Below are 23,549 nucleotides of genomic sequence, written 5' to 3'. Positions count from 1 at the left end.
GAGTCTTACCGAGCGGCAAGCATAAGAGTGAAGGAGAAACCGTGGCTCACTTTGTGATCATGGGTTGCGGACGAGTTGGCGCAACTTTGGCGCACACCTTGGAAGACGCCGGCCATTCGGTGGCAATCATCGACCAGGACGACCGTGCCTTCCGCCGCTTGCGCAGCGGATTCACCGGCAGGAAAGTCACGGGCGTCGGCTTCGACCGGGACACCCTCAAGCAGGCAGGTTGCGAAGAGGCATACGCCTTCGCCGCCGTCTCCAGCGGTGACAATTCGAATATCCTCGCCACCCGGGTAGCCCGTGAGACTTTCCATGTTTCGCATGTTGTGGCCCGCATCTACGATCCCGGCCGCGCCGAAATCTACCAGCGTCTGGGCATCCCCACAGTGGCCGCCGTGCGTTGGAGCGCGGACCAGGTCCTGCGCCGGATCCTGCCCGAGCAGCACCTGGCAGGCGATTACCGTGAACCCTCGGGCCGGCTGGTTTTGTCCGAAGTGGACCTTGACCAAGGCTGGATCGGGCACCCGTTGACCTCCATCGAAGCAGCATCCGGAATCCGTGTCGCCTTCCTTACCCGTTTTGGCGAAGGCGTCCTGCCCCAGGCCGGAACGGCGTACCAGGAGGGCGACACAGTGCACGCCATGTTGAACCTGGACCGCAGCGCCGAGGTGGCGCGCATCCTTTCCAGCGCACCCGCCAAGGAGTCTGAGTGAAAGTCGTTATTGTCGGCGCAGGCAGCGTCGGTTCATCCATTGCGCGTGAATTGCTTGCCCACAAACACGAGATCATGCTGATCGACCTCAAGCCCGAGGTCATCGGGCGCAGCGGCCTCCGGGGCGCGCGCTGGCTGGTGGGCGATGCGTGCGAATTGAGCACGCTGCAGGAAGCGAAACTGGAAGGGGCCGACGTCGTCGTGTCCGCGACCGGCGACGACAAAGTCAACCTCGTGGTGTCCTTGTTGGCCAAGACCGAATTCGGTGTGGGTCGCACGGTGGGACGGGTCAACAATCCCAAGAATGACTGGATGTTCAACGATTCCTGGGGCGTCGACGTCGCAGTCAATACCCCGCAGCTCATGACGGCGCTCGTCGAGGAAGCCGTGGAAATCGGTGACCTCGTCCGCTTGCTGACCTTGCAGACGGGTGTGTCCTCGCTGGTCGAATTCACGGTTCCCCACGACTCGCACATCATCGGCAGCACCGTGGGCGGAATCGAATGGCCCGACGACGCCACTCTGGTGGCGATCCTCCGGGACCATGCTCCCATCACACCGAGCCGCGACGACGTGATCGACGGCGGCGACGAACTGTTCTTCGTCACGACGATTGTGGCCGAAGACGGCCTCAGGGCCTTGCTGTCGCCGAGCGCCGCGGACCACGGTTCAGCTGACGTCGAGGAAGAGTTTTCCGATCAGTCCGACGACGACGGTTTCGACGGCTGAGGATCGCGGTCCGGCTTCTGGCCCGGCACCGGCCGGGTCAGGAGCCATGCAATCCAGAGCCCCAGGATGTATAGCGGAGCCCCCATGATCAGCCTCATGGTAGCGAGCGCGGCCAGTCCCGGTTCGCCCATGAAATACAGCGGAACCTGGACCACAAGACGCAGTGCCAGCACGGCAATGACCACCCACGTGCCGATGGCGTAGGCCCGCAGGCGCTCCGGGTTCTTCCGCCATTCGAAGCCCTCGTTGCGGACGAATCCGAACAGCAGGCCGGCGATCGGCCACTTGAGCAGGATCGACAACACCATTCCCACGATGTAGGCGATATTCGTGTAGAAACCCAGAACGTAGAAATCCTCGGCCTTGCCGGTCGTGTTCGCGAGCCAAGCGGAGATCGCGACGCCGGCGATCCCGGCAAGCGCCTGGGTCAGCGGGCGCCGTTGGACCAGCCGGACCACGGTGAAGACGGCTGCAGCCGCGAGGGAAGCAATCAGGGACGCCGGAAGGTCACGGGTGACCATGAAAGCGATCAGGAAGACGAGTCCGGGCACGGTGCTCTCGGCTATCCCCTGAACACCCCCGGCGGATTTGAGGATGTCCACGTGCCCGTGGCTATTGCGTTGGAGTCCGGCCTTTTCGGCGTACCCGGCGGCGATATCCGCAATGCTCGGCCCCTGCGTGCCCTGGCAGGGCTCCTCCGGGCCCGGATTTTCCTGCGCTGGTTTTTCGTGGGGGCCGGATCCGTTGGCGACGGTCATTGGTGCTCCTGCCGGGAGAGGATTTCATAGCGCGGATTGAACATGGTGGGCATCCCGTCCCGCGGCGTGACCATGCCTTCGAGCCGCAGGACAGTCCCGGGTTCGATACCCGGCACTTTGCGGCGCCCGAGCCAGATGACGCGCAATCGGGTCAACGGACCTGTGTCACCCCTGTGCGCAATCCGGTCGACGACGATCGCCGAGAAGTGTGCTTGTTCGTTGGCGGGCTGGTAGGTCACCGACTCGATGAATCCCGTGCAGTCGACCCGTCCCCGGACGGGGAGTTCAGTGAGGGGCAGGGACGCCGGGCCGCCATGGGCGGCAGCGGGACGCGGCGCTTTGTCAGCCAATCTGGGTGATCTCCGGGCCGCGCTCGGGTTGCTGAAGCTCCGGCGCTTCGTGGGGAGCCTCGTGCTGACCGGAGGCTACGGCGTCCTTGGGCAGCTTCAGCTGAAGCAGCTCACGGGGCGGCATGGGGTTGTCTCCGCGAATGACCACAACCTTGCGGAAGAGGTTCTCCAGTCCTTCGGCCGCCTTCCTGTCCAATGCCGCGTTGCCCCCGATGACGCCGCGAAGGAACCAGCGGGGCCCGTCGACTCCCATGAACCGGGCAGCCCGGAAGCCACGCCCGCCGTCGGCGGATTCGGTAGGAAGCTTGGCGACGAGTTCGGTGCCGAAGGTGCCGACGATCTCCTCCACTTCGCCTCCTTGGCTGGACACGGACTGGCCGATTTGCTCGCGGATCTCGTCCCAGAGCCCTTCGGAACGTGGAGCGGCAAACGCCTGGAGCTGGAGGCTCGAGCCGTCGAGGTCCATGGTGACCGCCACTACCCGCTGGGTTGCCTCTTCTACTTCAAGGCGCAATTGAAGGCCCTCGGAAGGCTCGATCAGCAAGGCGCCAAGATCCACGTAGCCGTCCTGGCTATCAATTTCGCTGGCATCCAATGGCCCCTTGGACAAGCGGAAGTCGCCCTTGGCGGCTCCACCGGCTACCGGGCCGGAATCCTGCCGCGTCGTCGCGGCATTGGCCTGCTCAGTACCGTTGTCTTTCGGCTGCTCAGCCTTGGACTTCTTTCCGCGCCCAAAAAGCATCGGGTTGTCTCCTTAGTAGTGGTCTATCCCCCAGTAAACCGCAGACTGCCCGTCAACTCGCGGGCAGCATGGCAATCAGCTCCATGCAGCGCCGATTGTCGAGGGTTGTTGCTAGCTCACGGCCGGCGCGAAGCCTCCGGTAGATCCAAAACCGCCGGCGCCGCGCGACGTATCGGACAACTCCTCCACGGAAACGAACTGCGCATACTCGACGCGCTGGATCACCATTTGAGCAATTCTATCGCCGCGCTTGAGTTCGATTGCGTGGTTTTGGTCGGTATTCAAAAGCGTCACGGAAATTTCACCTCGGTAGCCGGCATCAACCGTCCCGGGAGCGTTGACCACAGTGAGTCCATGCTTGGTTGCCAGCCCTGACCGGGGGTGGATCAGTGCGACAAAGCCGTTCGGCAGCGCGATCGAGACGCCCGTGGGAACAAGCTTCCGTTCCCCCGGAGCGAGCGATACGTCCACACGGGCCCGCAAGTCAGCACCGGCGTCACCCGGGTGGGCGTATGACGGTGCTTCCAAACCGGCGTCGAGCATTTTCAGTTGGACCTGAAGGGTCGGCGCACCGTATTCGGCGGGGGTGTCTGCTGGGTTGGCTACTGCTGTCTCGTGGCTCACAGTCACATATTCTATCGCCCACGGAGTGCTCCCCCGGTTGCGGCCGCGCGTCGCTCGCAGGGCAGTCAGAGGGCAGTCACCGGGCCATCGAGCGTTAATTCCCGGGGTCGCAGTCCCGATAAGCTGGTGGCATGCCTGAATCGACTGCTTCCGTACCCGTGCCGCACCATTCCCCGAGTGGAACGGGCGTCCTGTTTACGGAAAAGCTCTGGCCCTCCCCGTGGATCTGGATTGTGGTGGTCGGCTTGTCCGCCGCGGGCATCCTGATGTTCGCCCCGATCAGCATCACCGCGGGGATTATCGCCGCGCTGGTCCTCTTCGCGATCATGACCACCATGCTGGTGTTGTCCACTCCCGCGATCGTGGTGGACCGGGACACCGTCCAAGTGGGGCGCGCCACCATCCAGCGCGAGTTCGTCGGCGCCGTCACCGCTTACCGTAAGGACGAGGCCACCGCGGAGCGCGGAACCCGCCTCCACGGACTCGCGTTCCTTTGCCTCCGCGGCTGGATAGATCCCGTGGTGCGCATTGAAATCACCGACCCGGCGGACCGCACCCCGTACTGGCTCACGTCCACGCGCCGCCCCGAAGAACTTCTGGCAGCGCTGTCCAAGCATGCCTCCCGAGGCTAGCTTTCGCATTCCTTGCAGTAAAGGTGCCCGTCCTTCTCCCGCGCAATCTGGGAGCGGTGTTTGACGAGGAAACAATTGAAGCAAGTAAATTCGTCCGGCTGCGGAGGCAGGACGCGGACCAGCAGCTCTTCGCCGGACAAGTCTGCCCCGGGGAGCTCATAGGCGTCCGCGAGGTCAGTCTCATCGATGTCAACAGCCGATGATGACTGTTTCTCGGTGCGATGCGACTTGAGTTCCTCGATCGAGTCCTCGGTGTCTTCTTCGGTCTTCCGAGGGGCATCGTAGTCCGTTGCCATGGTCCCTTCTTCGTTCTCCCTTGTACGTCACGCAGGGCTTGCGGTCCGGTCGACCGGAACCTGCTCCGGTCTAAGGATGTAACGCAGCGGGCCGCATTTTTGTGCCCGATACCGGGCAGATTGTCCTCCCGGAAGACTCGAATGTCCATACCCCGGTTCCGATCGCCTTCGCAGGGAATGCCGGAAATCGCGGAATATCGCGGCGCGCCCTTTGTCCTAGTAGGAAAAGGCCGTACCGGGTGGCAGAGTTTCGAATGTCAGATAGGCCATGGTGGAGGATTTTATGCGGGATCTACGGCTGGTTGGCGTCCACGACGACGGCGGACATCTCCTGTTGAGCGGTACCGGCGGCGAGATGTTCCAGCTTCCGATTGATGAGGCGTTGCGGGTTGCAGCGAGCCGGACACCTGCCCAGGTGGCCGCACGTGCTTCCATCACGCCCGTCGCCATGTCCCCGCGCGACATTCAGTCGCGCATCCGCAGCGGCGCTACGGCCGCTGAGGTGGCGGAGCTGTCAGGGCTGCCGCTCGCCAACGTGCAACGTTATGAGGGTCCGGTACTTGCCGAGCGGGAGTATATCGCCCAGCAAGCACGCAAAGTCGAAGTCGCTGCGCCGGCCCCCGGCCAGGACACCTACCGCGCGGCGTTCGGCGACGAACCCGCAAGCCTGGGCGAGATGGTTGCGCACCGGCTCAGGGCCCACGGGATCGATTCCTCCACGGTGGAATGGGATTCCTGGCGCCGGATCGATGGCACGTGGACCGTCGTCGCGCGCTTCGAAACCAAGCCAGCCAGCCTGGAAAGCATCGGCGAAGAGCCACCTGCCATGTGGACCTTCCATCCCGCCCGCAAATCCATCCAGAATGCCAACCGCTGGGCCCAGCAGCTCAGTGAACTGGAACCCCTCGACGGACCCGTACCGGCCCGGCGACTCGCGGCCGTCTCCGACCGGCCTTTTGACTTTGAGGCCGACGCCGGGACCGCCGCCCGTGCGGCCGCAGCCGCTGCCACCAAGGAAGCCGATGGGCTCCTTGACATGCTGCGCTCACGTCGCGGACAGAGGCTGGGACTTGACGAAGACAGCGACGACGCTTTGGCGCTGCTTCTCAGCAGCGGCGTCCCGGCCGCTCATCCGCGGCCAGGCGATGTCGAAGACGGACTTGCGGACAGCGAAACAGCTGACAACGAGCCGGCCGACCCGGACACGGACGAGCAGCGTGAAGCCGAACCCGCCCCCAGCCGCCGTGACGCGCGTGCATCCATGCTGTCGCGGCTAAGCCTCGCCCCGAAGCATGACGACAAGGAAGACGACTCCCTCCATCTTCACGACGGTGTCAGCACCGATACCCGTGAAATCACGGTGATCCCCGGTGCACTGCGCCCCGTGACCATGTTGCGGGGCAGGAACGACAACGACGGGCAGACCGGGCAGGACGAGGGACGAACCCCCGGAGCAGCGTCACCGCGGGCGGGCTTGGACGAACTGCTCGGCGGGGCTCCCCGGCGGGAACGCGAAGAGCCGAGGGCCAGCCGCGACGGGCAGAAGGATGAGGAAGCTTCCGACGCTGGGGCGGCCGAACGCCAGCCGTCACGGCCCAAGCGCTCCAGTATTCCCAGCTGGGATGAAATCGTCTTCGGGACGCGCGGAGACTAGACCGCTTTCAGTTCGTTGCGGCTTCAGCTGACGCCGTGCCAAAGGCAAGCGTCGACGTCGAACGGCAGCAACTGATCCCGGCTCGCCATCAGGTTGGCTCCGTGGGCCGTGACCCTGCGCATGTAGTGCCGGCGGCATAGGGTCTCGTATCCGACGACCGGGTGCGACACGTCGACTTGTTCCGGGAGAGCCTCCGCCTGGCCGGCTTCCCTGGCAACGTCTCCCACTACGACCTGCTCGCCTTCGACCACCATGATCCCGTCCACGGTCCGCGCGTTGTGGGTTGCCCGGCGTCCGCACCAGCAGAGCGCTTCGACCTGCAGGACCTGGACCCTGTCCGCGAGCTCCACGAAACGCTGGGATCCGGGGAACAGCCGGGTGCGGAAGTCCGACGTGATTCCGAAGGCGAACACGTCTACGCCCATCTCATCAACCACGCGGGCCAGCTGTTCCACTTGCTCCGGTGAGTAGAACTGGGCTTCGTCACAGATCAGGTAGTCCACTTTGAGGCCCGTGGTCCGGCGCCGGACAACTTCGTCCCAGAAATCGGTGGTGTCAACGACTTCGACGGCGTCCGTCTGGAGCCCGAGCCGGCTGGAGATAACGGAACCGCCGGCGCGGTCGTTGCAACTGAAGCGGACCCCGCCCCGGCCGCGTGCACGGTGGTTGTAGTCCATCTGCAAAGCAAGGGTGGACTTGCCGCAGTCCATGGTTCCAGAGAAGAAGATCAGCTCAGCCACGGCGTCCCTTGGGACCTCCGGCTTGGAAACAAAGCAGCGGAACTTCGCGCTCGGCCTTGGTCAGCGAACCATGCTGCCCCACTACCTCCAAGGCAGTGGGACGGACGCGGCGGACGTCATAGAGCGCCAAAGTGTCCCGGGCGGCGATCATGACGTCCCCGATCCGGGGGGAAACCTCCGGTCGGAAAGCACCGAAGAGTCCGGCGTCAAGAGCCTGCTCGCGGGTGAAGGCCCAGATCCGCTCGCCGAAGCGGGCGCGCCAGGCATCCAACAGGGCTTTCCGGTGACGCTCTCCCGCGTCCGGCTCCAGGTACAGGTGGACCATGCGCGGCTCCCCTGCCGTGTGCCGGACCCCGGCGACAAGGGCAGGATCGGCGGAGTAGTCGATGCGCTGCGACTCGGGGACGTCGAGCATGCCATGGTCGCCGGTGAGCAGGATGGTTGTCCCCGCGGGCAGTGAGGCAGAGAGCCTTTTGACAGTCGAATCGATTTCTTCGAGCTGGTGCTCCCAGCGATCGGACTCGCAGCCGTAGCGGTGCCCGGCTTTGTCCAGCTCGTTGACGTAGAAGTACATGAGCGAGGCGGTTCCCGCGGCCATTTCCTCCCCCGCCGCTGCTGTCCGGGCGTGGAGCGACGTGCCCCCCACGAACCGGCTTCCCCGGAGCGCCGCGCGGGTCATCGGCGACGCGCCGAACTGGGGCAGGCTCACTGTGACGACGTCGGCGTCAGCAGCCACGCGTTCGAAAATTGTCGGGAACGGCTGCCAGCGCACGGGATCGACTCCAGCGTCCCAATTGCCGAGCAGGTTGACTACCTTGTCCTGGTCAGGATCCAGGACGTCATAGCCCACCATGCCGTGTTCACCGGGCGTGCGGCCGGTTCCAAGGCTGGCCAAGGACGATGCCGTGGTGGAAGGAAAAGCCGAATCAAGCCACACCGGGACGGCTCCCTGTCCCGAGTTCGCAATTGACCTCAGAAACGGAGTGTGGGCGGCCTTCTGCTTCAGGAGATTGCGCCCCAGGCCATCAGCGAGAACCACGCACACGCGTTGCGATGCAGGCAATTGCAGTTTGTTTTCGAAGCCGGGCAGGCCCATGCTCGCCGCGGCGCTGGTGAAGACCTCGGCGATCGACTTGCTGCCATACAGCGGCGCGCCGGGAAGCTCAGGGAAGGCGCTGGAAACGCGGACGGTTTCCTGGGCGACGGGTTCCGACGTCGCCATCAGCGCTGGTGCCCGCGGCTCAGCCTGTTGCCGAAGACGCCCGAGCGGAGTCGCGGAGCGGAGATGGTACCAGGGTGGACCGAGGGCCCGGGAGCGCCTGTGTTCACAGCCCGCAACGCCCGGGCGAAGACCTTCGCGTCCTGCACAGCCCTGGGGCCGTCGGCCTCGGAGCTGATCCGCAGCACGATGTCCTCCTGGGAGATGGTGCCCGTGTAACCATGGTCGGCTTCGCACTGGGGATCGCCGCAGCTGGCGGGACCCACATCCAGTCGCTGGCCTCCGGACCAGGCAATGGACAAGGTCAGCTCCCTGACAGGGTCGCTTGGAGTGTAGTTCTGCGGCTGCGCATACATGTAGCTGAGGACCACCGAGCGGATTTGTGCCACAGGCACGGACTCGGTGGATATCTGGGCGACGATCTGCTCGCCGGCTTCGTCAAGCTGCTGGTCGTCGACGTGGGTGATCACCAGCATGTCCTCGGTGAGGACCAGGACCGTGATGTGCCGCCGGACCTCGGCACGGTCGAAATGCGTTTCCAAATGCACCAGGTGCGCAAGGCAGTCGCGCCCGTCCAAGGCGTCGGCCACAACATCGGCAACAAGGACAGGATAGAAACCAGCCCGTTGAAGTGCCTGGTCCAGGCTCTGCCCCTGCGAGCTGTGGTTGTGTGCTGCATGGTGCCCGGTGGTAGCCGGACCGGACGGAGGCGTCGGGGACTTCGAGCTCATTCCCCCATTTTCACAGATCGGCTGGGGACTTCATAACCGTCCGGCCCTCCGACGGGCAACTGCCAGCTCAGCCGAGCATCGCGCGGCGGGCACTGTCCGTACGTTGTGCGGCATTGCCAATCCAGACTTCGGCGGCAAGGATTTTGACGCCCCGGGTCCCGGCCAGGACGGGATTGAACTCCACCAGGGCGATCCCTGGGTGTTCGTCCTTGAGTCGGACCAGCCGTGCTCCCAGGCCTTCGAGGGCCGCCACGTCCACCGCAGGCAGCCCTTGGTAGCCAAACAGTTTCAGGGAAGCCCGGGGCGCCCTGATGAAGTCGTGAAGATCGGTGGAGGACAAGGGAGGCACGCGGTGCGCCCAATCGTCCAGGAGGTTCACGGCGTCTCCCGCCAAACCGAAAGAGACCACGGGCCCCAGGAGCGGATCCTCGATGGCCCGGAACGTGCAGGCCTGCCCCACGGAAACCATGGCTTGCACTTCTATGGCCGATGAACCGTAGGGCTCGAGGGCACGACGCATCTGCGCGATGTTGCGCCGCAGCGAGTCCGCGTCCTCGATGTCCAGCCGCACGCCTCCCAGGTCCAGGCGATGCCGGAGGGCAGGGTCAGTGGTCTTGAGCACCACCGGCCAGCCGAGCCGTTCGGCAGCGGCTACCGCTTCGTCGTCGCTCTCGAACACAGCTGACGGCACCACCTCGATGCCATAGCGGGACAGCAGCGCGGCCGCTTCGCCGTCGTCGAGCCGTACCAATTGCTCTCCCGGCACGGAAGCCAGGAGCCGCTCGATGTGTTCGCGGGTACCCTCGCGGTCGCAACCAGCAGGCTCGATGAACATGCCTTGGTCGCGGTCCAGCCACTTCGCGTAACGGACCACTGCCGCCAAGGCCGCCACCGCGTTGCCCGCACTGGAGTAGCAAGGAAGGGAAGATCCGGACTCCCCGGACTCCCCTTTTGGCGCAAGCAATCCATCCAGTTGCACGGAAGTATCGAGGATCCCGGTGAAAGCGGCCACGACGGGCTTGCCGGCCTCTGCCGCGCATTCGGCGAGCACTCCCGCGATCGCTTCCATCGTGAGGCTGCGGGACGGCACCATGGCCGCCACCACCGCATGCACGGAATCGTCCGCAAGATTTTTCCGGAGGCTGCGCCGCAGCCCTTCCCGCGATGCGGACATCCCTGCGTCCAGGTCCACGTCGGTGACGATCCTGTCGACGACGAGTCCCTGGGGCGCCGCGTTGTCCGCGACGACCTTCCCGAAGGCTGCGGAATTGCTGTAGACGGCGAGCGCCGGGCCCTTGGGCAGGGGTTGGCTGGACACGATCTGCGCGACATCCATGAGCTGTTCGATCGTTTCGACGGCGATGACACCGGCTTGGCGCATCATCGCGTCGAGGGCCGCCACAGGCGCCAGCGTGGTCCTGACAACATGCCCCGGCGGAAGGGGGAGCCCGGTGACATCCGATTTGGCAACGATGACCGGCTTGCTCCGCGACAAGCGCCGGGCAAGGCGGGAAAACTTGCGGGGATTGCCGATCGACTCCAAATAGAGCCCGACGGCGACGGTATCGGGATCGTCCTCCCAGAACTGCATGGCGTCGTTTCCGGAGATATCGGCGCGGTTGCCGGCGGACAGGAACGAGGAGATGCCCAGTCCCCGGCGGCTCGCCGCAGCGTAGACGGAAACCCCGATGGCCGCGGATTGCGAAAACAGCCCGAGTCCTCCACGCCGGGGCAGGCTCGGGGCCATCGACGCGTTGAGGGAAATGTCCGGGTTCGTGTTCACGATCCCCAACGACTCGGGGCCTATCACGCGCATCCCATAGGACCTGGCTTGGCGAACCAGCTCCCGCTGCCTCCGCAGCCCCCGCTCGCCGTCGTCCGCGTACCCGGCCGTGGCGACCACGAGGCCTTTGACCCCGGCCGCCCCGCACTCGTCCACGACTTTCGGCACTTCTTCGTAAGGCACGGCGATAACGGCGAGCTGCACCGGACCAGGGACGTCGGCGATCCGGGCGAAGGACTTCATGCCGGCCAGTTCGAACGCCTCCGGATTGACCGCATAGACCGCGCCAGAGAAGCCACCTTCCAGGATGTGCTCAAGCAGCTGGTGCCCTATGGTCCCCCACCGGCGGCTGGCGCCCACCACAGCGATCGACGACGGCGCCAGCAGGTCCCTTACGCTGCGGGCCTCGGCGCGGTGTTCCCGCGATTCCATGACGGCGAGGGATTTCTCGGTGGGGTCGATGTTGAATTCGACGCTGACGACGCCGTCGTCGAATTTGCGCACAAGCTCGTAGCCGGCATCGGCGAAGACCCGGAGCATTTTGCGGTTCTCCGGCAGGACCTCGGCCGTGAAGCGTCGGATGCCGTTCTCCCGGGCAGCCGCAGCCAGGTGTTCGAGCAGGATGGAGCCGATGCCCCGGCCCTGCTGGACATCGGAAATATTGAAGGCCACTTCGGCCTCCGTGGGGTCATCGAGCCGGTCGTAGCGGCCGACGCCCACGATCGCTCCGCCGATCGTGATGACGAACGCCACCCGGTCCTTGTGGTCCACTTCGGTGAAGCGGCGCAGTTCTTTGCTGGAGAGCCTCGATTTGAACGAGAAGAACCGCATGTAGATGGACGTCTCGGACTGCGCTGTGTGGAAGGCCTGGAGCGCGTCGGCATCTTCGGGTGAGATAGGTCTCAGGTGTGCCGTTCCGCCGTCGCGAAGCACGACATCGGCCTCCCAATATTCCGGATATACGCCGGCGCCGGGCTGATCCACCATAGGCTTAGCCTAGCTAAGTCTTCCGCAGTACACGTTTAAGGATCCACCGACTCCATGGCACGCAGCCAAAGTCCCTCCCGCGCAAACGCCGCCTCGGCCGCCGTCGACGGGGACTTCACCGAGAACATCATCGATATCGACGTCACTTCCGAGATGGAAGGCTCCTTCCTGGAGTACGCGTATTCGGTGATCTATTCCCGCGCGCTCCCCGATGCGCGCGACGGCCTCAAACCCGTCCAGCGACGCATCCTCTACATGATGAGCGACATGGGCCTGCGCCCGGACCGCGGGCATGTGAAGAGCGCCCGCGTGGTGGGCGAAGTCATGGGAAAGCTGCACCCCCACGGTGATACCGCCATCTATGACGCCATGGTGCGCATGGCACAGGACTTCTCGCTGCGCTTGCCCCTCATTGACGGGCACGGCAACTTCGGTTCGCTCGACGACGGCCCGGCGGCACCGCGTTACACTGAAGCCCGGCTCGCCGCGGCTGCGATGACGATGACCGAGAACCTCGACGAAGACGTGGTGGACTTCGTCCCCAACTACGACAACCAGCTGACCCAGCCGGACGTCCTGCCCTCGGCCTTCCCTAATTTGCTCGTCAACGGCACCACGGGCATTGCAGTCGGCATGGCCACCAACATGGCTCCCCACAACCTCGTGGAAGTCATCGCGGCCGCCCGGCACCTCATCGCCAATCCGGACGCCACGCTGGAAGACGTCATGCGCTTCGTGCCCGGCCCTGACTTGCCCACAGGCGGCAGGATCGTTGGCCTGGACGGCATCCGTGATGCCTATGCCACGGGACGTGGTTCGTTCAAGACCCGCGCCAAGGTGGAGATCGAGCAGCTGACCGCGCGCCGCACCGGCCTGGTGGTGACCGAACTCCCCTACATGGTGGGTCCGGAGAAGGTCATCGAGAAGATCAAGGATGCCGTCAACGCCAAAAAGCTGACAGGCATCAGCGATGTCATGGACCTCACTGACCGCAAGCACGGACTGCGGCTTGTGATCGAGATCAAGAACGGCTTCAACCCCAACGCCGTGCTGCAGCAGCTCTACCGCTTCACCCCGATGGAAGACTCCTTCGGCATCAACAATGTGACCCTGGTGGATGGGCAGCCGCAGACCTTGGGCTTGCTCCAACTCCTGCAGGTCTACGTCGGCCACCGCATATCGGTCGTACGCCGCCGCACGGCCTTCCGCCTCGGAAAGAAGAAGGACCGCCTCCACCTGGTGGAGGGCCTGTTGATCGCGATCGTGGACATCGACGAGGTCATCCAGATCATCCGCTCCTCGGACGAAGCATCGGCGGCCCGCGAACGGCTGATGTCCATCTACGACCTGTCCGAGATCCAGGCCAACTACATCCTGGAACTCCGCCTGCGCCAACTGACCAAGTACTCGCGCATCGAACTCGAGAAAGAGCAGGAAGAACTGCGCCGGGAGATCGCCGAACTCGAAGCGATCCTTGCGTCCGACGTGCTCCTGCGGGAACTGGTGTCCGGGGAATTGGCCGAAGTGGCCGAGAAGTACGGCACGCCGCGACGCACGGTTCTCCTTGAGTCCGAGGCCGTATCCCCCACGGTCGCCGCCGCGCTTGCAGCAGCCGTCCCGGCAGGCAAGGGGAAGGCCGCAGCCCTTCCGCTTGAGATCCCCGATGATCCCTGCTGGGCACTGCTCAGCACCTCGGGCCAGATCGCACGCACATCCAACCAGGAGCCGCTGGCCGAATCCGGCCCGCGGAGCAAGCATGATGTCTACCGCTCCGTGGTCAAGACAACCGCGCGCGGCGAAATCGGCGCGGTCACCTCGCAGGGCCGCATGCTCCGGGTACAGGTCATGGACATGCCTGCGTTGCCTCCCATGTCCGGCCTGCCCAATCTTGCGGGGGGCGTCGCGGCAAAGGACTTCATCACCCTGCTCAAGGGCGAAACGCTCGTGGCGTTCGTGCCGCTGGATGCCGTGTTGGCCATCGGGACGGTCCAGGGCGTGGTCAAACGCGTCCTGCCCGACTACCCGTTGAACCGCGAGGACTGGGAAATCATTGCCCTCAAGGACAAGGACACTGTGGTTGGCGTGGAGCCTGCCCCGGACGACGACGTCGACCTCGTCTTCGTGACCCGGCTTGCGCAGCTCCTGCGTTTCGGCGCCTCTGCCGTTCGGCCGCAGGGCCGCACCGCGGGCGGCATGGCGGGCATCAAGCTTGGGGACGGAGACGAAGTCATCCACTTCGGCACGGTGCGCGCCGACGACCCTGCCGCCGTCGTCGTGACGATCGCTGGCAGCAACGGCGCGCTGCCGGGGACCGCTCCGGGCACGGCGAAGATCACCCCGTTCGAGGAGTACCCGGCCAAGGGCCGGGCGACCGGAGGTGTCCGGGCCCACCGTTTCCTCAAGGGTGAAGACACCCTGTTGCTCGGCTGGGCTGGTCATGGTCCGGCGAAGGCATCATCCGGCGCCGGCGTTGCCCGTGCCCTGCCACAAGAACACGGCCGCCGTGACGGCTCCGGCGTTCCCCTCTCCCAGCCCGTGGATGCGATCGGTGCGAGCATGGCGTGGGAAGAAGGGAACGGAAGCGAAGCAGCAGCTGTCGAAGGCTAAAACCCGAATGCGCTCGGCTACATCGTGGCGATACTGAGGATGTTTCCTTCCGAGTCGAGGAACCAGGCTCCCCTTTCGCCGTCAGGCAAGGTGGCTACCCCGTTTTCGGTTTTCAGGCCCGGGAAGTCGTACTCTTCGAAAACGACTCCGCGCGCCCTGAGGTCGGCCATGTCCTGGTCCAGGTCCGTGCTCTGGAATCCCAGCTGGGTGTTCTTGGCGGTCCCGGCGTTGGGCGTCTCGTAGAGCAGGAAGGCGGTGCCGTTGGCGCACTTGTACATCAGGTTGTCCGTGGCCTCCGGGTTGTCCGGTTCGAGACCGAGCTTGTCGCGGTAGAAGTCGCGGGCGCGGCCGATATCGCTGGCAGGGAGCACTCCGGCGACGTTTAGATCCTTAAGCATGGCAATTTCACTTTCCAGGCTTCCCCAGCTCATAACCTTACTCCTGATCGGGCCGATCAGACCGGGGATTGGCCTCTCGCAGGTAGTGTGACCGGATCGGGAATCCGGGCCCTAGACTACTGCCATGCCGATCATTCCCGATGACAAGGACTGGACCTGGGTCCTGTCCACCCCCTGTCCCGAGTGCGGCTTCGACGCCGCCACGGTGACCCCGTCCACCGTCCCGGGGACAGTCCTGAATATGCTGCCGCGTTGGCGGGCCGTTCTGCGCCGGGAAGACGCGTCCACCCGTCCTGACGAGCACACGTGGTCGCCGTTGGAGTACGCGTGCCATGTGCGGGATGTCTTCAGCCTTTTTGACCAGCGCCTGAACCTGATGCTGCGGGACGACGATGCCCACTTCGCCAATTGGGACCAAGACAAGGCCGCGATCGACGGCGACTATGCCAATGCGGATCCGGCTGCAGTGGCTGCGCAGCTGGCCGCCGAGGGCACCCAGATTGCCAACTCCTTCGCCGCTGTCCACGAAGATGAGTGGCCCCGCACGGGGGTCCGCAGCAACGGCTCCACGTTCACCGTGCTGACGTTTGCCCAGTACTTCCTGCACGACGTCGTCCATCACCTTCACGACGTCGACGGCTAGGCGCTGAGATGCCGTGGAAAGACACGCGGGCAACCCGCCTCTTCAACACTGACTTACCCATCGTCCTCGGACCGTTCGGTGGACTGTCATCGGTGGAGCTGGCGGCCACCGTCAGCGAGGCCGGCGGGCTGGGTTCGTATGGCCTCTACGGATACGACGGGAAACGGATTGCGGCCACGGCAAGCGAACTCAGGGAGGCCACCGGGAAGCCATTCGCACTGAATCTGTGGCTCCCCATCGAGGGTGAAGAGCCGCCAACCCCGGACGCCCGGCAGTTCGCCGCTTACGTGGACATCCTCCGGCCGTATTTCGAGCTGGTGGGCGTCGAACCACCCGCGCAACCGGACACCTACCTGCCCGATCTGCAGGAACAGATCCAGGCGGCCATCGACGCCCGGCCGGCCGTGCTGAGCTTTGTCTTCGGTGTTCCGTCCGGGGCTGTCATCGAGGAGGCCCACCGGAACGGCATCGTGGTGGTGGGTACTGCAACCACGGTTGACGAAGCCGTAGCCCTGGCTGCCGGCGGCGTGGACGCCATCGTCGCCACGGGCATGGAGGCCGGCGGTCACCGGGTTTCCTTCCTGCGGGCCCCTGAGGACTCGCTCGTCGGGACCATGGCCCTGGTACCCCAGGTGGTGGATGCCGTCCCGGTTCCGGTCATCGCAGCGGGCGGTATCGCGGACGGACGCGGGGTCGCTGCCGCCTTGGCGCTTGGCGCGGACGCGGTGCAGATCGGTTCTGCCTTCCTGGCAACGCGCCAGTCAGCCATCAGTCCCGCGCACCTCGCCGCGATGCGCGGACCCGATGCCGCCCACACTGTCCTGACCCGCGCCCTCAGCGGCCGCTTGGCACGCGGCATTCCCAACCGGATCATCGCCGAGCTCGCCGATCCTGCCACGCATGCACCGTTCCCCATCCAGAACTGGCTGACGGGCAAGTTCCGGCCCGCCGCGGCGGCACAGGGAATCACGGGCCTGATGTCCCTATGGGCAGGTCAGTCGACCCCGCTCATCCGGGAGGACGACGCCCGGAGACTCATCGACAACATTGTCGATTCGGTGGACGCCACCTTCGGACGGCTCCTCGGCTAGTTTCCGTCTGCTAACTTCCCGTTGACGTCGCGAGCGGCGAGAAGCCGCGGTCATACTTGAACTCGATTCGCCGCTTATGGCCGGGCTCCTGGACATGCCCCTCGCCAGCGCTAGCGGATGAGCATATTCCGTTTGTGTCCGGTCGCGGCCGCGAAGAACGGGCATGTCCCCCAGGGACCAGGTCCAGGCGGCGGCCCGCCCGGGCTCCTGGACATGCCCCTCGCCAGCGCTAGCGGATGAGCATATTCCGGTTGTGTCCGGTCGCGGCCGCGAAGAACGGGCATGTCCCCCAGGGACCAGGTCCAGGCGGCGGCCCGCCCGGGCTCACGGACATGCTCTGCGCCGGGGCCAGCGGATGGACATATTCCCGTTATGTCCGGTCGCGGGCACGAGGAACGGGCATGTCCTCCCGACGCGAAGAGGACTTGGCCCCTAAACCCCCGACGAATCAACGAGAATCAACGAAAATTCCCACTAGTTTCCGCGCACGAGCGCCGAGAGTGCCGACGCCGAGTCGAGCTTGGTGGTGCCGAGATCCAACCGGGAGTCTCCCCCGGCGATGTCGGCGGGATTGTGCGTCACCAGGACCACCGTGACGTCCTTCAGCCCGGCACGCAGCTCTGCCATCATGAGGCGTCCGGCCTCAGCGTCGAGATGGGCCGTCGGCTCGTCCAGGAGGAGGACAGCTGCGCCGGTGAGGAGCGTGCGGGCCATGGCGAGCCTTTGGCGTTCGCCGCCGCTCAGGAACGAACCCGAGGGGCCTATGCGGCTGTCAAGGCCCCCGGGAACCCGGGATACCAGTCCTGAAAGCCCGACGGCGCCCAAGGCCTGGTACATGTCCGATTCGGAAGGCTTCCGTCCGGCCGGGCGGGCGAGCAGCAGGTTGGCACGGATAGTGGAGTCGAAGAGGTGGGCCTCCTGGGGACACCACGCAGCATTTCCGCTGACGTAGGCCCTCCCGGATGATACGGGCAGGAAACCAAGCAGGACGGAGAGCAGCGTGGATTTCCCCGAACCGGAGGGTCCCGTGACCGCGAGCCAATGCGCGGGGGCAGCTTCTGCGCTGAGCCCGCTGAACACGGGCGCCCCGCCGGGCCAGGACGCCTCGAGTCCATCCAGCAGCAGTCCTGCAGAGCCGTCGGGTCGCTCCGGCAAGCTGAGCACACCGCCGTCGGCATCCGGGGCGTCAAAGGCTCCTGACTGCGCGATCCGCCGCAGCACCGCGGCCAAGGCCGGACCCTGCCGCACGGCAGACACGACCGCCCCATAGGGTTCCGCGAGCGCCAGCTGAACAAGGACGTCGACGGCCAGCACAGCCGGTGCGACAGTTCCGGCCTGCACCGAAGGGGCGGCCAGAATGCCCGCCCCCAGCGCACCCAGGGTGCAGGCAAGAACCGTCAATCCCTGGCCTATGCCGTCAGCCCACGCCGAACGCTGTGCGGCAGCGGTGGCCGCGTTGTCCCTCCGGGTCAAGGACGACAGAACAGTGCCGGCCACACCGTTGGCGCTGAGTTCCGCTCGGGCGTCGAGGGCCGCTGCAACATCAAGCAGCACAACTGAGCGCAGCTGCTGTTCAGAACGGGCCGCGTTGCGGTCCGCCACCAGGGCAAGAAGAGGAGCCAGCACAAGGCCAACCACGGCGCTAGCGACAACCGCAGGCACAGTGGCGGGAACCAGTAGCGCCGAGGCGACTACCGCCGACACTGCGACGGCAAGGGCGGAAAGGGGTGGAAGGACGACGCGCGGCAACACGTCGCGCAGCGTATCGACGTCGTCCACTATCGCGCCGAGGACATTGCCGCCCTGCAGGAGCCGTCGCAAGGACAGTGCCCTTGCGCTGAGGCTCGCCCAGAGCGCGCCCCGGAGCCTCGTCATCGCCTCGAAGACCGTGTCGTGGACAACGAGCCGTTCGGAGTACCGCAGCACGGCTCTGCCAATGCCGAAGAACCGGACGCCGACGATCGCTCCGAGCAGGTACAGGATGGGCGGTTGTTCGCTGGCACGGATGATGAGCCAGCCGGACAGCCCGGACAACGCCACGGCAAACAGGGCGGCGAGGGCCGCGAGGAGGACGGCACCGGCGAACTTGTAACGGACGGGCGCCAGGATGCGCGCGAGGGCCTTGAGCGTGGAGATTGCCGTGGGGGGTTCAATTCCCCCCACGGGGGTGGCTCCAGGGTTCACGTCACGCTTGACCGGAGCGGGCGCTGGTGCACCGGATTCCAGGTGCACGGGACCGGCTTGCTCCTGATCCGTTCCGCTGGTGAACTCCCCGCTGTCGACCTTACCGCCGTCGACCTTTCCGCCGTCGACCTTCACGACATTGTCGGCCAGTTTCCGGGTCGCGGCGTCGTGGGCCACCAGGATGACAGTCGCCGCACCACGCAGCCCCGCGATGGCCGAACGGATCGCGTCCGCCGACGCGGCGTCGAGGTGTGCGGTGGGTTCGTCGAGCAGCAGGACCGTGGCTCCCGCGTTGAGCCGCGCCAAGCCGCGCGCCACAGCCACACGCCGCAGTTCTCCAGGGCTCAACTCGGCAGGATGTTTGGACGCGAGGTGCTCCGCGGCAGACTGCTCCAGGCAACGCATGGCCCTCGCAACGTCCGCGCCCGTCGCGGTCCAGGGGCCGGCCGACGCGAGGCGCTGCTTGCCACCGTTCAGGTAAAGGACCACCTCGTCCAGCACGCTACCGGCGACCATGACGGGATGCTGCGGAACCCAGGCCACCGCGCCGGCGTCGAGTCCGTTGACGGAACCTTCGATGGTTGCCAGCGGGCCGTCGCCGATCGTGCCGGCGAGCACGCCAAGGATAGTGCTCTTGCCCGAACCGCTGCGGCCATCAAGGGCCGTGATCTGACCGGCCGGTGCCCTGAAGTCGATGGGCCCGACGGCGGCAACCACCCTCCCCGGATACCTCACCGTCAGTCCGGTGACCACGACGTCGGCGGAAGCTTCGGCGTCGTGCACTTCAACGTCGGAAACATCGCTCAGCGGACGGCCCGCCGGCGACTCCAGCACGGCGTTGGCCGCGGCCAAAGCCTCGCGCCCGTCGTCGCTGGCGTGGTGGGCCATACCCAGCTCGCGCAGGGGAAGATAGCAATCGGGGGCGAGGATGAGGGCCAGCAGGCCCGCTTCCAGGCCCATGTCGCCCGCCACGAGCCGCACGCCGATGAAGACGGCCACGACCGCGACGGAAAGGGTGGCTATCAGTTCCAGGGCGAGGGCGGACATGAAGGCAGTCCGCAGTGTTCCCATGGTGCGCGAGCGGTATTCCTCGGAGAGGTCCTCGAGGGCTGCGCGCTGTTCGCCAGCACGGCCCAGTCCCACCAGCACGGGAAGTCCCCTGGCCAACTCCAGGATGTGCCCCGAGAGCCTCCGCAGCGTGGATTGGGCTTCGTGGACCCTGTCCTCCGTGTGGCGGCCGATCAGCACCATGAACAGCGGGATCAGCGGCAAGGTCAGCACCACAACCACGGCGCTGACCCAATCCGCGAAGAGGATCCGCGCGCCGAGGAGCAGGGGCAACGCTGCACAATTGACCAAGGCGGGCAGGAACTGGGTGTAGTAGTTGTCCAGCGCATCAAGTCCGCGGGTCGCGAGCACGGCCAGCCCGCCGTCGTTCACGTCGCCGACCCGTCCCGCAGCCCCGGAGCCGAGGGCGCGCCCCAGCAGCCTGGACCTCAGCTCTTCCTTGACCCCAAGGGCCGCCCGGCGCGCCGCGACTCCTTGTCCCCAGACCGTCAGCGACCGCAGGACCGCGCCGGCGGCACCCCAGACGAGTCCTTCGCGCCACCCCATGCCGCCCGCCGCAAGTCCCGATAACATTCCCGCGATGGCCTGTGCAATCAGAACCAGGGACAAAGCCTTGAGCGAGGACAACAGGCCAAGGAAGTACAACGCGGATCGGGTGGCCGGTCCGGCGGGCAGCTGGGGCTTCATCCGCTACTCGCCGGCGTCGCGGGGTGCGCGTTTCGCAGCTGGTCCGCCCGGCGCCGACTGGCCGACCAGCACCTTTGCCGCGATGGCCGGCAGGAAACCATGTGCGGCGGGAATATGTGCTGCGCTCACGCGACGGCGGAACACCCAGTAGGTCCACGCCTGGTAGGCGATGACCAGTGGCAAGCCGACGGCGGCGACGATACTCATCAGCCCCAGGGTGTAAGCGGACGATGATGCGTTGGAAATGGTGAGGTTGAAGGCGGGGTTCAAGGTGGAGGGAATGACCACGGGGAAGGCCGCACCGAAAATGGAAGCGGTGGCGCACACGAGGAACGCACCCAGGGCTCCGAACGCCTTGCCCTCAGCTCCCTTGCGGGCGAGTACCCAGGCCCCTGCAGCTGAGAGGACTCCGAGGATCACCAGGATCCACGTCAACGGCTTGCCGCTAAGGAGCTGGACGGCCACCATCCATGCCAGCAGCGGCAGCAAGGCGAGCGGGGCGAGCCGCACAAACCAGCGGCGCGCGCGGTGGCGCACTTCGCCGTCGGTCTTCAGGGCCAGGAACGCGAGGGCGTGCACGAGGGCGAACGCGACCACGGCGAATCCGCCCAGCACGGCGTATCCGCTGAACCAGGCAAAAGGCCCGCCCTGGCGGTCGCCATTCGAGTCAATCGGCAGCCCGGTGGTGGTCAACGCCAGCGCGGCGCCGATGCCGAACGCGGCCGTGAACGAGGCCAAGGCTATGGCCCAGTCCCAGACGGTCCTCCAGCGGGCGCTGTCCACTTTGCCCCGGTACTCGAAGGCCACAGCCCGGAAGATCAGGGCCACAAGCACAATGAGCAGCGGCAGGTAGAGCGCCGAAAACAGCGAGGCGTACCACAGCGGGAAGGCAGCGAAGGTGGCACCGGCCGCGGTCAGCAGCCAGACTTCGTTCCCGTCCCACACCGGACCGATCGTGTTCAACAGCACCCGGCGGTCGGTGTTGTTCCGGGCGAAGAGCTTCATGAGCATTCCGACACCGAGGTCGAAGCCCTCCAGGAAGAGGTATCCCGTCCACAGCACGGCGATGGCCACGAACCAGACGGTAGGCAACAGTTCCATTCGAAAGATTCCTCTGCTTCCTAGTAGGCGAATGCCAGGACGTCGTCGCTGTCGCCGGGCTGGCCCGGGGCACCCGGCGTCCCGCCGTCGTCGTCCTTCTTCTGTTTCTTCTCGCCGTGGCGGGCTTCGGCGAGCTCAGGCATCGCGGACACCACGCCACCCCGGGCGTATTTGACCAGAAGCCGGACTTCGACCACCAGCAGGACCGCGTAGATGGATGCCAACACGACGAGCGAGGTGATGAGTTCGGCGGCGGAGACGCCTGGTGAGACGGCCGCGGCCGTGAACATGAACACTTGGTCGACGCCGCTGGCGTCCGGATTGGGCGCGACAACGAACGGCTGCCGGCCCATTTCGGTGAAGATCCAGCCAGCGGCGTTGGCGCCGAAGGGAGCGAGGATGCCGAAGACCGCCAGGCGCATGATCCAGCGGGATTGCGGGACCATGCCCTTGCGTGTGACCCACAAGGCCAGCAATGCAGCAAAGGCAGCGATGCCGCCGAAGCCGATCATCATGCGGAAGCCCCAGTAGGTGACTTCCATGACCGGTACGTACTGGACTTCCTGGCCCGCCCGATCGCCGTACAGGGGATTGTTCGGCAGGTGGGTGCCGTACTTGGCCTTGTACTCGTCGAGGAGGCTGTTGACACCCTTCACTTCCGTGGTGAAATCGCCCTTGGCCAGGAAGGAGAGGATACCGGGGACCTCGATCACGGCCACGATGTCGTTGCAGCTCTTGGACCCGAGGTTGCCGACGCTCAGCACCGAGAAGCCGGTGCCATCGTGGCAGGCGGCCTCGGCCGCGGCCATCTTCATGGGCTGTTGTTCGAACATCAGCTTGCCCTGCAAATCGCCTGTGAACGCAGTGCCTGCGAAGGAGATCATGGCGACGACGGCGCCGATCCGCAGGGAGTTGATCCACACCTTATAGTCGGCCTTGTCCCGTCCGGGGACGTCGGCTTCGCCCGCGATGGCCCTGCCGTCGGCTCCGATGGTGTCAATGCCATCGTGGCGGCGGCGCCAGAGGTGGTACCAGGCGATGCCCAGAAGGAATGCACCGGCGACGGCCAGCGCGCCGAAGAGCGTGTGGGGTACGGCCACCATGGCGGTGTTGTTGGTGAAGACCGCCCAAGCGTCGGTCATGACCGGACGCCCATTGACCATCGTGACGCCGACGGGGTGCTGCATCCAGGAGTTGGCAACGATGATGAAGTAGGCCGAGAAGACCGAGCCGATCACGGCGATCCAGAGGCACGCGAGGTGGACACCACGCTTGAGTTGTTTCCAGCCGAAGATCCAGAGTCCCAGGAAGGTCGATTCCACGAAGAACGCGAGAAGCGCTTCCAGGGCCAGGGGCGCACCGAACACGTCGCCGACGAATCGGCTGTATTCGCTCCAGGCCATGCCGAATTGGAATTCCTGCACGATGCCCGTGGCTACACCCATGATGAAGTTGATGAGGAAGAGCTTGCCCCAGAACTTGGTCATCCGCAGGTATTCAACTTTGCCCGTGCGGTACCAGAGGGTCTGGATGACGGCCACCACAAGCCCCAGCCCGATGGTCAGCGGCACCATCATGAAGTGGTAGACCGTGGTGATTCCAAATTGCCAGCGTGCGATTTCCAAGGCGTCCATGGCTGTCCTTTTTATCCGGCATTGTCCCGACGCCCGCTTGCGGCGCCTCTTTTCTACGTTGCGTAGAACCGACTTCTTCTACACAGTGTAGAACAAACCCCTGCGATCTGCTCACCACTCTTCCAGCGGCGTCACAGTGCCGCAAGGACACGCCGCGCCGCATGTTCTACCTCACG

At 65.5% G+C, this 23,549-nt stretch carries 20 protein-coding genes; 7 read left to right on the top strand and 13 right to left on the bottom strand.

From position 1 onward, the window contains the following. Window positions 1–41 precede the first annotated feature (41 nt). Window positions 42–716, top strand: a complete 675-nt coding sequence (locus LFT47_RS08475; RefSeq protein ID WP_236817056.1) for a potassium channel family protein — start codon at window positions 42–44, stop codon at window positions 714–716. After that, a complete protein-coding gene (locus LFT47_RS08470) occupies window positions 713–1,444 on the top strand; it encodes a potassium channel family protein (RefSeq protein WP_236817048.1) in 732 nt (243 codons plus the stop codon). The genes LFT47_RS08475 and LFT47_RS08470 overlap by 4 nt, the downstream gene beginning before the upstream one ends. Here LFT47_RS08470 and LFT47_RS08465 read toward each other — a convergent pair. The 4 genes from LFT47_RS08465 to dut form a co-directional block, all read right to left on the bottom strand. Beyond that, window positions 1,414–2,202 (bottom strand): DUF3159 domain-containing protein, encoded by a 789-nt coding sequence (locus LFT47_RS08465; protein WP_236817039.1) that lies wholly within the window; start codon window positions 2,200–2,202, stop codon window positions 1,414–1,416. The two genes, LFT47_RS08470 and LFT47_RS08465, sit on opposite strands and share 31 nt — an antisense overlap. After that, a complete protein-coding gene (locus LFT47_RS08460; RefSeq protein WP_236817037.1) occupies window positions 2,199–2,552 on the bottom strand; it encodes a hypothetical protein in 354 nt (117 codons plus the stop codon). The genes LFT47_RS08465 and LFT47_RS08460 overlap by 4 nt, the downstream gene beginning before the upstream one ends. Next, a complete protein-coding gene (locus LFT47_RS08455) occupies window positions 2,545–3,294 on the bottom strand; it encodes a DUF3710 domain-containing protein (protein ID WP_236817035.1) in 750 nt (249 codons plus the stop codon). Before LFT47_RS08455 ends, LFT47_RS08460 begins: the two co-directional genes overlap by 8 nt. 111 nt (window positions 3,295–3,405) lie before the next feature. Further along, window positions 3,406–3,918, bottom strand: a complete 513-nt coding sequence (dut, locus tag LFT47_RS08450) for a dUTP diphosphatase (RefSeq protein WP_236817034.1) — start codon at window positions 3,916–3,918, stop codon at window positions 3,406–3,408. A gap of 131 nt (window positions 3,919–4,049) precedes the next feature. On the opposite strand from dut, the gene LFT47_RS08445 reads away from it, so the two are divergent. Next, window positions 4,050–4,550 (top strand): DUF3093 domain-containing protein, encoded by a 501-nt coding sequence (locus LFT47_RS08445; RefSeq protein WP_236817032.1) that lies wholly within the window; start codon window positions 4,050–4,052, stop codon window positions 4,548–4,550. Here the strand turns inward: LFT47_RS08445 and LFT47_RS08440 are convergent. Continuing rightward, a complete protein-coding gene (locus LFT47_RS08440) occupies window positions 4,547–4,846 on the bottom strand; it encodes a DUF4193 domain-containing protein (RefSeq protein WP_059389107.1) in 300 nt (99 codons plus the stop codon). The two genes, LFT47_RS08445 and LFT47_RS08440, sit on opposite strands and share 4 nt — an antisense overlap. A gap of 283 nt (window positions 4,847–5,129) precedes the next feature. On the opposite strand from LFT47_RS08440, the gene sepH reads away from it, so the two are divergent. Beyond that, a complete protein-coding gene (gene sepH / locus LFT47_RS08435) occupies window positions 5,130–6,500 on the top strand; it encodes a septation protein SepH (protein WP_236817030.1) in 1,371 nt (456 codons plus the stop codon). Window positions 6,501–6,523: 23 nt separating this feature from the next. On the opposite strand, the gene LFT47_RS08430 is transcribed toward sepH, so the two are convergent. From LFT47_RS08430 to LFT47_RS08415, 4 genes are all read right to left on the bottom strand, one after another. Further along, on the bottom strand, window positions 6,524–7,240 hold the full coding sequence (locus LFT47_RS08430; RefSeq protein ID WP_236817028.1) for a thymidine kinase: 717 nt from the start codon (window positions 7,238–7,240) through the stop codon (window positions 6,524–6,526). Then, entirely contained in the window at window positions 7,233–8,462 is a 1,230-nt protein-coding gene (locus tag LFT47_RS08425; protein WP_236817026.1) for an alkaline phosphatase family protein, read from the bottom strand. Before LFT47_RS08425 ends, LFT47_RS08430 begins: the two co-directional genes overlap by 8 nt. Further along, the gene (locus LFT47_RS08420; protein ID WP_236817024.1) at window positions 8,462–9,190 is read right to left on the bottom strand and encodes a DUF5998 family protein; all 729 of its coding nucleotides are present in this window, start codon (window positions 9,188–9,190) and stop codon (window positions 8,462–8,464) included. The genes LFT47_RS08425 and LFT47_RS08420 overlap by 1 nt, the downstream gene beginning before the upstream one ends. A gap of 67 nt (window positions 9,191–9,257) precedes the next feature. Beyond that, the gene (locus LFT47_RS08415) at window positions 9,258–11,960 is read right to left on the bottom strand and encodes a bifunctional acetate--CoA ligase family protein/GNAT family N-acetyltransferase (protein ID WP_236817015.1); all 2,703 of its coding nucleotides are present in this window, start codon (window positions 11,958–11,960) and stop codon (window positions 9,258–9,260) included. A gap of 54 nt (window positions 11,961–12,014) precedes the next feature. Here LFT47_RS08415 and LFT47_RS08410 point away from each other — a divergent pair, with 54 nt between their 5' ends. Continuing rightward, window positions 12,015–14,567, top strand: coding sequence for a DNA gyrase/topoisomerase IV subunit A (locus LFT47_RS08410; protein WP_236817008.1), 2,553 nt, complete (start codon window positions 12,015–12,017; stop codon window positions 14,565–14,567). 17 nt (window positions 14,568–14,584) lie between these two features. On the opposite strand, the gene LFT47_RS08405 is transcribed toward LFT47_RS08410, so the two are convergent. Further along, entirely contained in the window at window positions 14,585–14,965 is a 381-nt protein-coding gene (locus LFT47_RS08405; protein ID WP_236818483.1) for a VOC family protein, read from the bottom strand. Between the two features lie 124 nt (window positions 14,966–15,089). Between LFT47_RS08405 and LFT47_RS08400 the strand changes: the two genes are divergently transcribed. Both LFT47_RS08400 and LFT47_RS08395 read left to right on the top strand, forming a co-directional pair. After that, on the top strand, window positions 15,090–15,608 hold the full coding sequence (locus tag LFT47_RS08400) for a DinB family protein (RefSeq protein WP_236817001.1): 519 nt from the start codon (window positions 15,090–15,092) through the stop codon (window positions 15,606–15,608). An 8-nt stretch (window positions 15,609–15,616) separates the two neighbouring features. Beyond that, entirely contained in the window at window positions 15,617–16,699 is a 1,083-nt protein-coding gene (locus tag LFT47_RS08395) for an NAD(P)H-dependent flavin oxidoreductase (RefSeq protein WP_236816999.1), read from the top strand. Between the two features lie 474 nt (window positions 16,700–17,173). Here the strand turns inward: LFT47_RS08395 and cydD are convergent, their stop codons facing one another. The 3 genes from cydD to LFT47_RS08380 are packed head-to-tail and all read right to left on the bottom strand — an operon-like array spanning window position 17,174 to window position 23,373. Then, window positions 17,174–20,638 (bottom strand): thiol reductant ABC exporter subunit CydD, encoded by a 3,465-nt coding sequence (gene cydD, locus LFT47_RS08390; RefSeq protein ID WP_236816997.1) that lies wholly within the window; start codon window positions 20,636–20,638, stop codon window positions 17,174–17,176. A 3-nt stretch (window positions 20,639–20,641) separates the two neighbouring features. Continuing rightward, the gene (gene cydB / locus LFT47_RS08385; RefSeq protein WP_236816995.1) at window positions 20,642–21,739 is read right to left on the bottom strand and encodes a cytochrome d ubiquinol oxidase subunit II; all 1,098 of its coding nucleotides are present in this window, start codon (window positions 21,737–21,739) and stop codon (window positions 20,642–20,644) included. A gap of 20 nt (window positions 21,740–21,759) precedes the next feature. Next, window positions 21,760–23,373 carry a cytochrome ubiquinol oxidase subunit I gene (locus LFT47_RS08380; RefSeq protein WP_236816993.1) on the bottom strand — a complete coding sequence of 538 codons (1,614 nt, stop codon included), beginning with the start codon at window positions 23,371–23,373 and terminating at the stop codon, window positions 21,760–21,762. Between the last annotated feature and the right edge of the window lie 176 nt (window positions 23,374–23,549).

Source organism: Arthrobacter sp. FW306-2-2C-D06B, from assembly GCF_021789175.1.
In the GTDB taxonomy this organism is placed as follows: Bacteria; Actinomycetota; Actinomycetes; order Actinomycetales; family Micrococcaceae; genus Arthrobacter.
This window is presented reverse-complemented; position numbering and strand designations above follow the sequence as displayed.

Excerpts from the sequence above, each read along its gene's own strand:
- cydB (WP_236816995.1), bottom strand. The coding sequence starts at position 21,739 with ATGGAACTGTTGCCTACCGTCTGGTTCGTGGCCATCGCCGTGCTGTGG.
- LFT47_RS08445 (WP_236817032.1), top strand. The coding sequence starts at position 4,050 with ATGCCTGAATCGACTGCTTCCGTACCCGTGCCGCACCATTCCCCGAGT.
- LFT47_RS08405 (WP_236818483.1), bottom strand. The coding sequence starts at position 14,965 with ATGCTTAAGGATCTAAACGTCGCCGGAGTGCTCCCTGCCAGCGATATC.
- LFT47_RS08425 (WP_236817026.1), bottom strand. The coding sequence starts at position 8,462 with ATGGCGACGTCGGAACCCGTCGCCCAGGAAACCGTCCGCGTTTCCAGC.
- LFT47_RS08400 (WP_236817001.1), top strand. The coding sequence starts at position 15,090 with ATGCCGATCATTCCCGATGACAAGGACTGGACCTGGGTCCTGTCCACC.
- sepH (WP_236817030.1), top strand. The coding sequence starts at position 5,130 with ATGCGGGATCTACGGCTGGTTGGCGTCCACGACGACGGCGGACATCTC.
- LFT47_RS08395 (WP_236816999.1), top strand. The coding sequence starts at position 15,617 with ATGCCGTGGAAAGACACGCGGGCAACCCGCCTCTTCAACACTGACTTA.
- LFT47_RS08380 (WP_236816993.1), bottom strand. The coding sequence starts at position 23,373 with ATGGACGCCTTGGAAATCGCACGCTGGCAATTTGGAATCACCACGGTC.
- LFT47_RS08455 (WP_236817035.1), bottom strand. The coding sequence starts at position 3,294 with ATGCTTTTTGGGCGCGGAAAGAAGTCCAAGGCTGAGCAGCCGAAAGAC.
- cydD (WP_236816997.1), bottom strand. The coding sequence starts at position 20,638 with ATGAAGCCCCAGCTGCCCGCCGGACCGGCCACCCGATCCGCGTTGTAC.
- LFT47_RS08465 (WP_236817039.1), bottom strand. The coding sequence starts at position 2,202 with ATGACCGTCGCCAACGGATCCGGCCCCCACGAAAAACCAGCGCAGGAA.
- LFT47_RS08420 (WP_236817024.1), bottom strand. The coding sequence starts at position 9,190 with ATGAGCTCGAAGTCCCCGACGCCTCCGTCCGGTCCGGCTACCACCGGG.
- LFT47_RS08415 (WP_236817015.1), bottom strand. The coding sequence starts at position 11,960 with ATGGTGGATCAGCCCGGCGCCGGCGTATATCCGGAATATTGGGAGGCC.
- LFT47_RS08440 (WP_059389107.1), bottom strand. The coding sequence starts at position 4,846 with ATGGCAACGGACTACGATGCCCCTCGGAAGACCGAAGAAGACACCGAG.
- LFT47_RS08410 (WP_236817008.1), top strand. The coding sequence starts at position 12,015 with ATGGCACGCAGCCAAAGTCCCTCCCGCGCAAACGCCGCCTCGGCCGCC.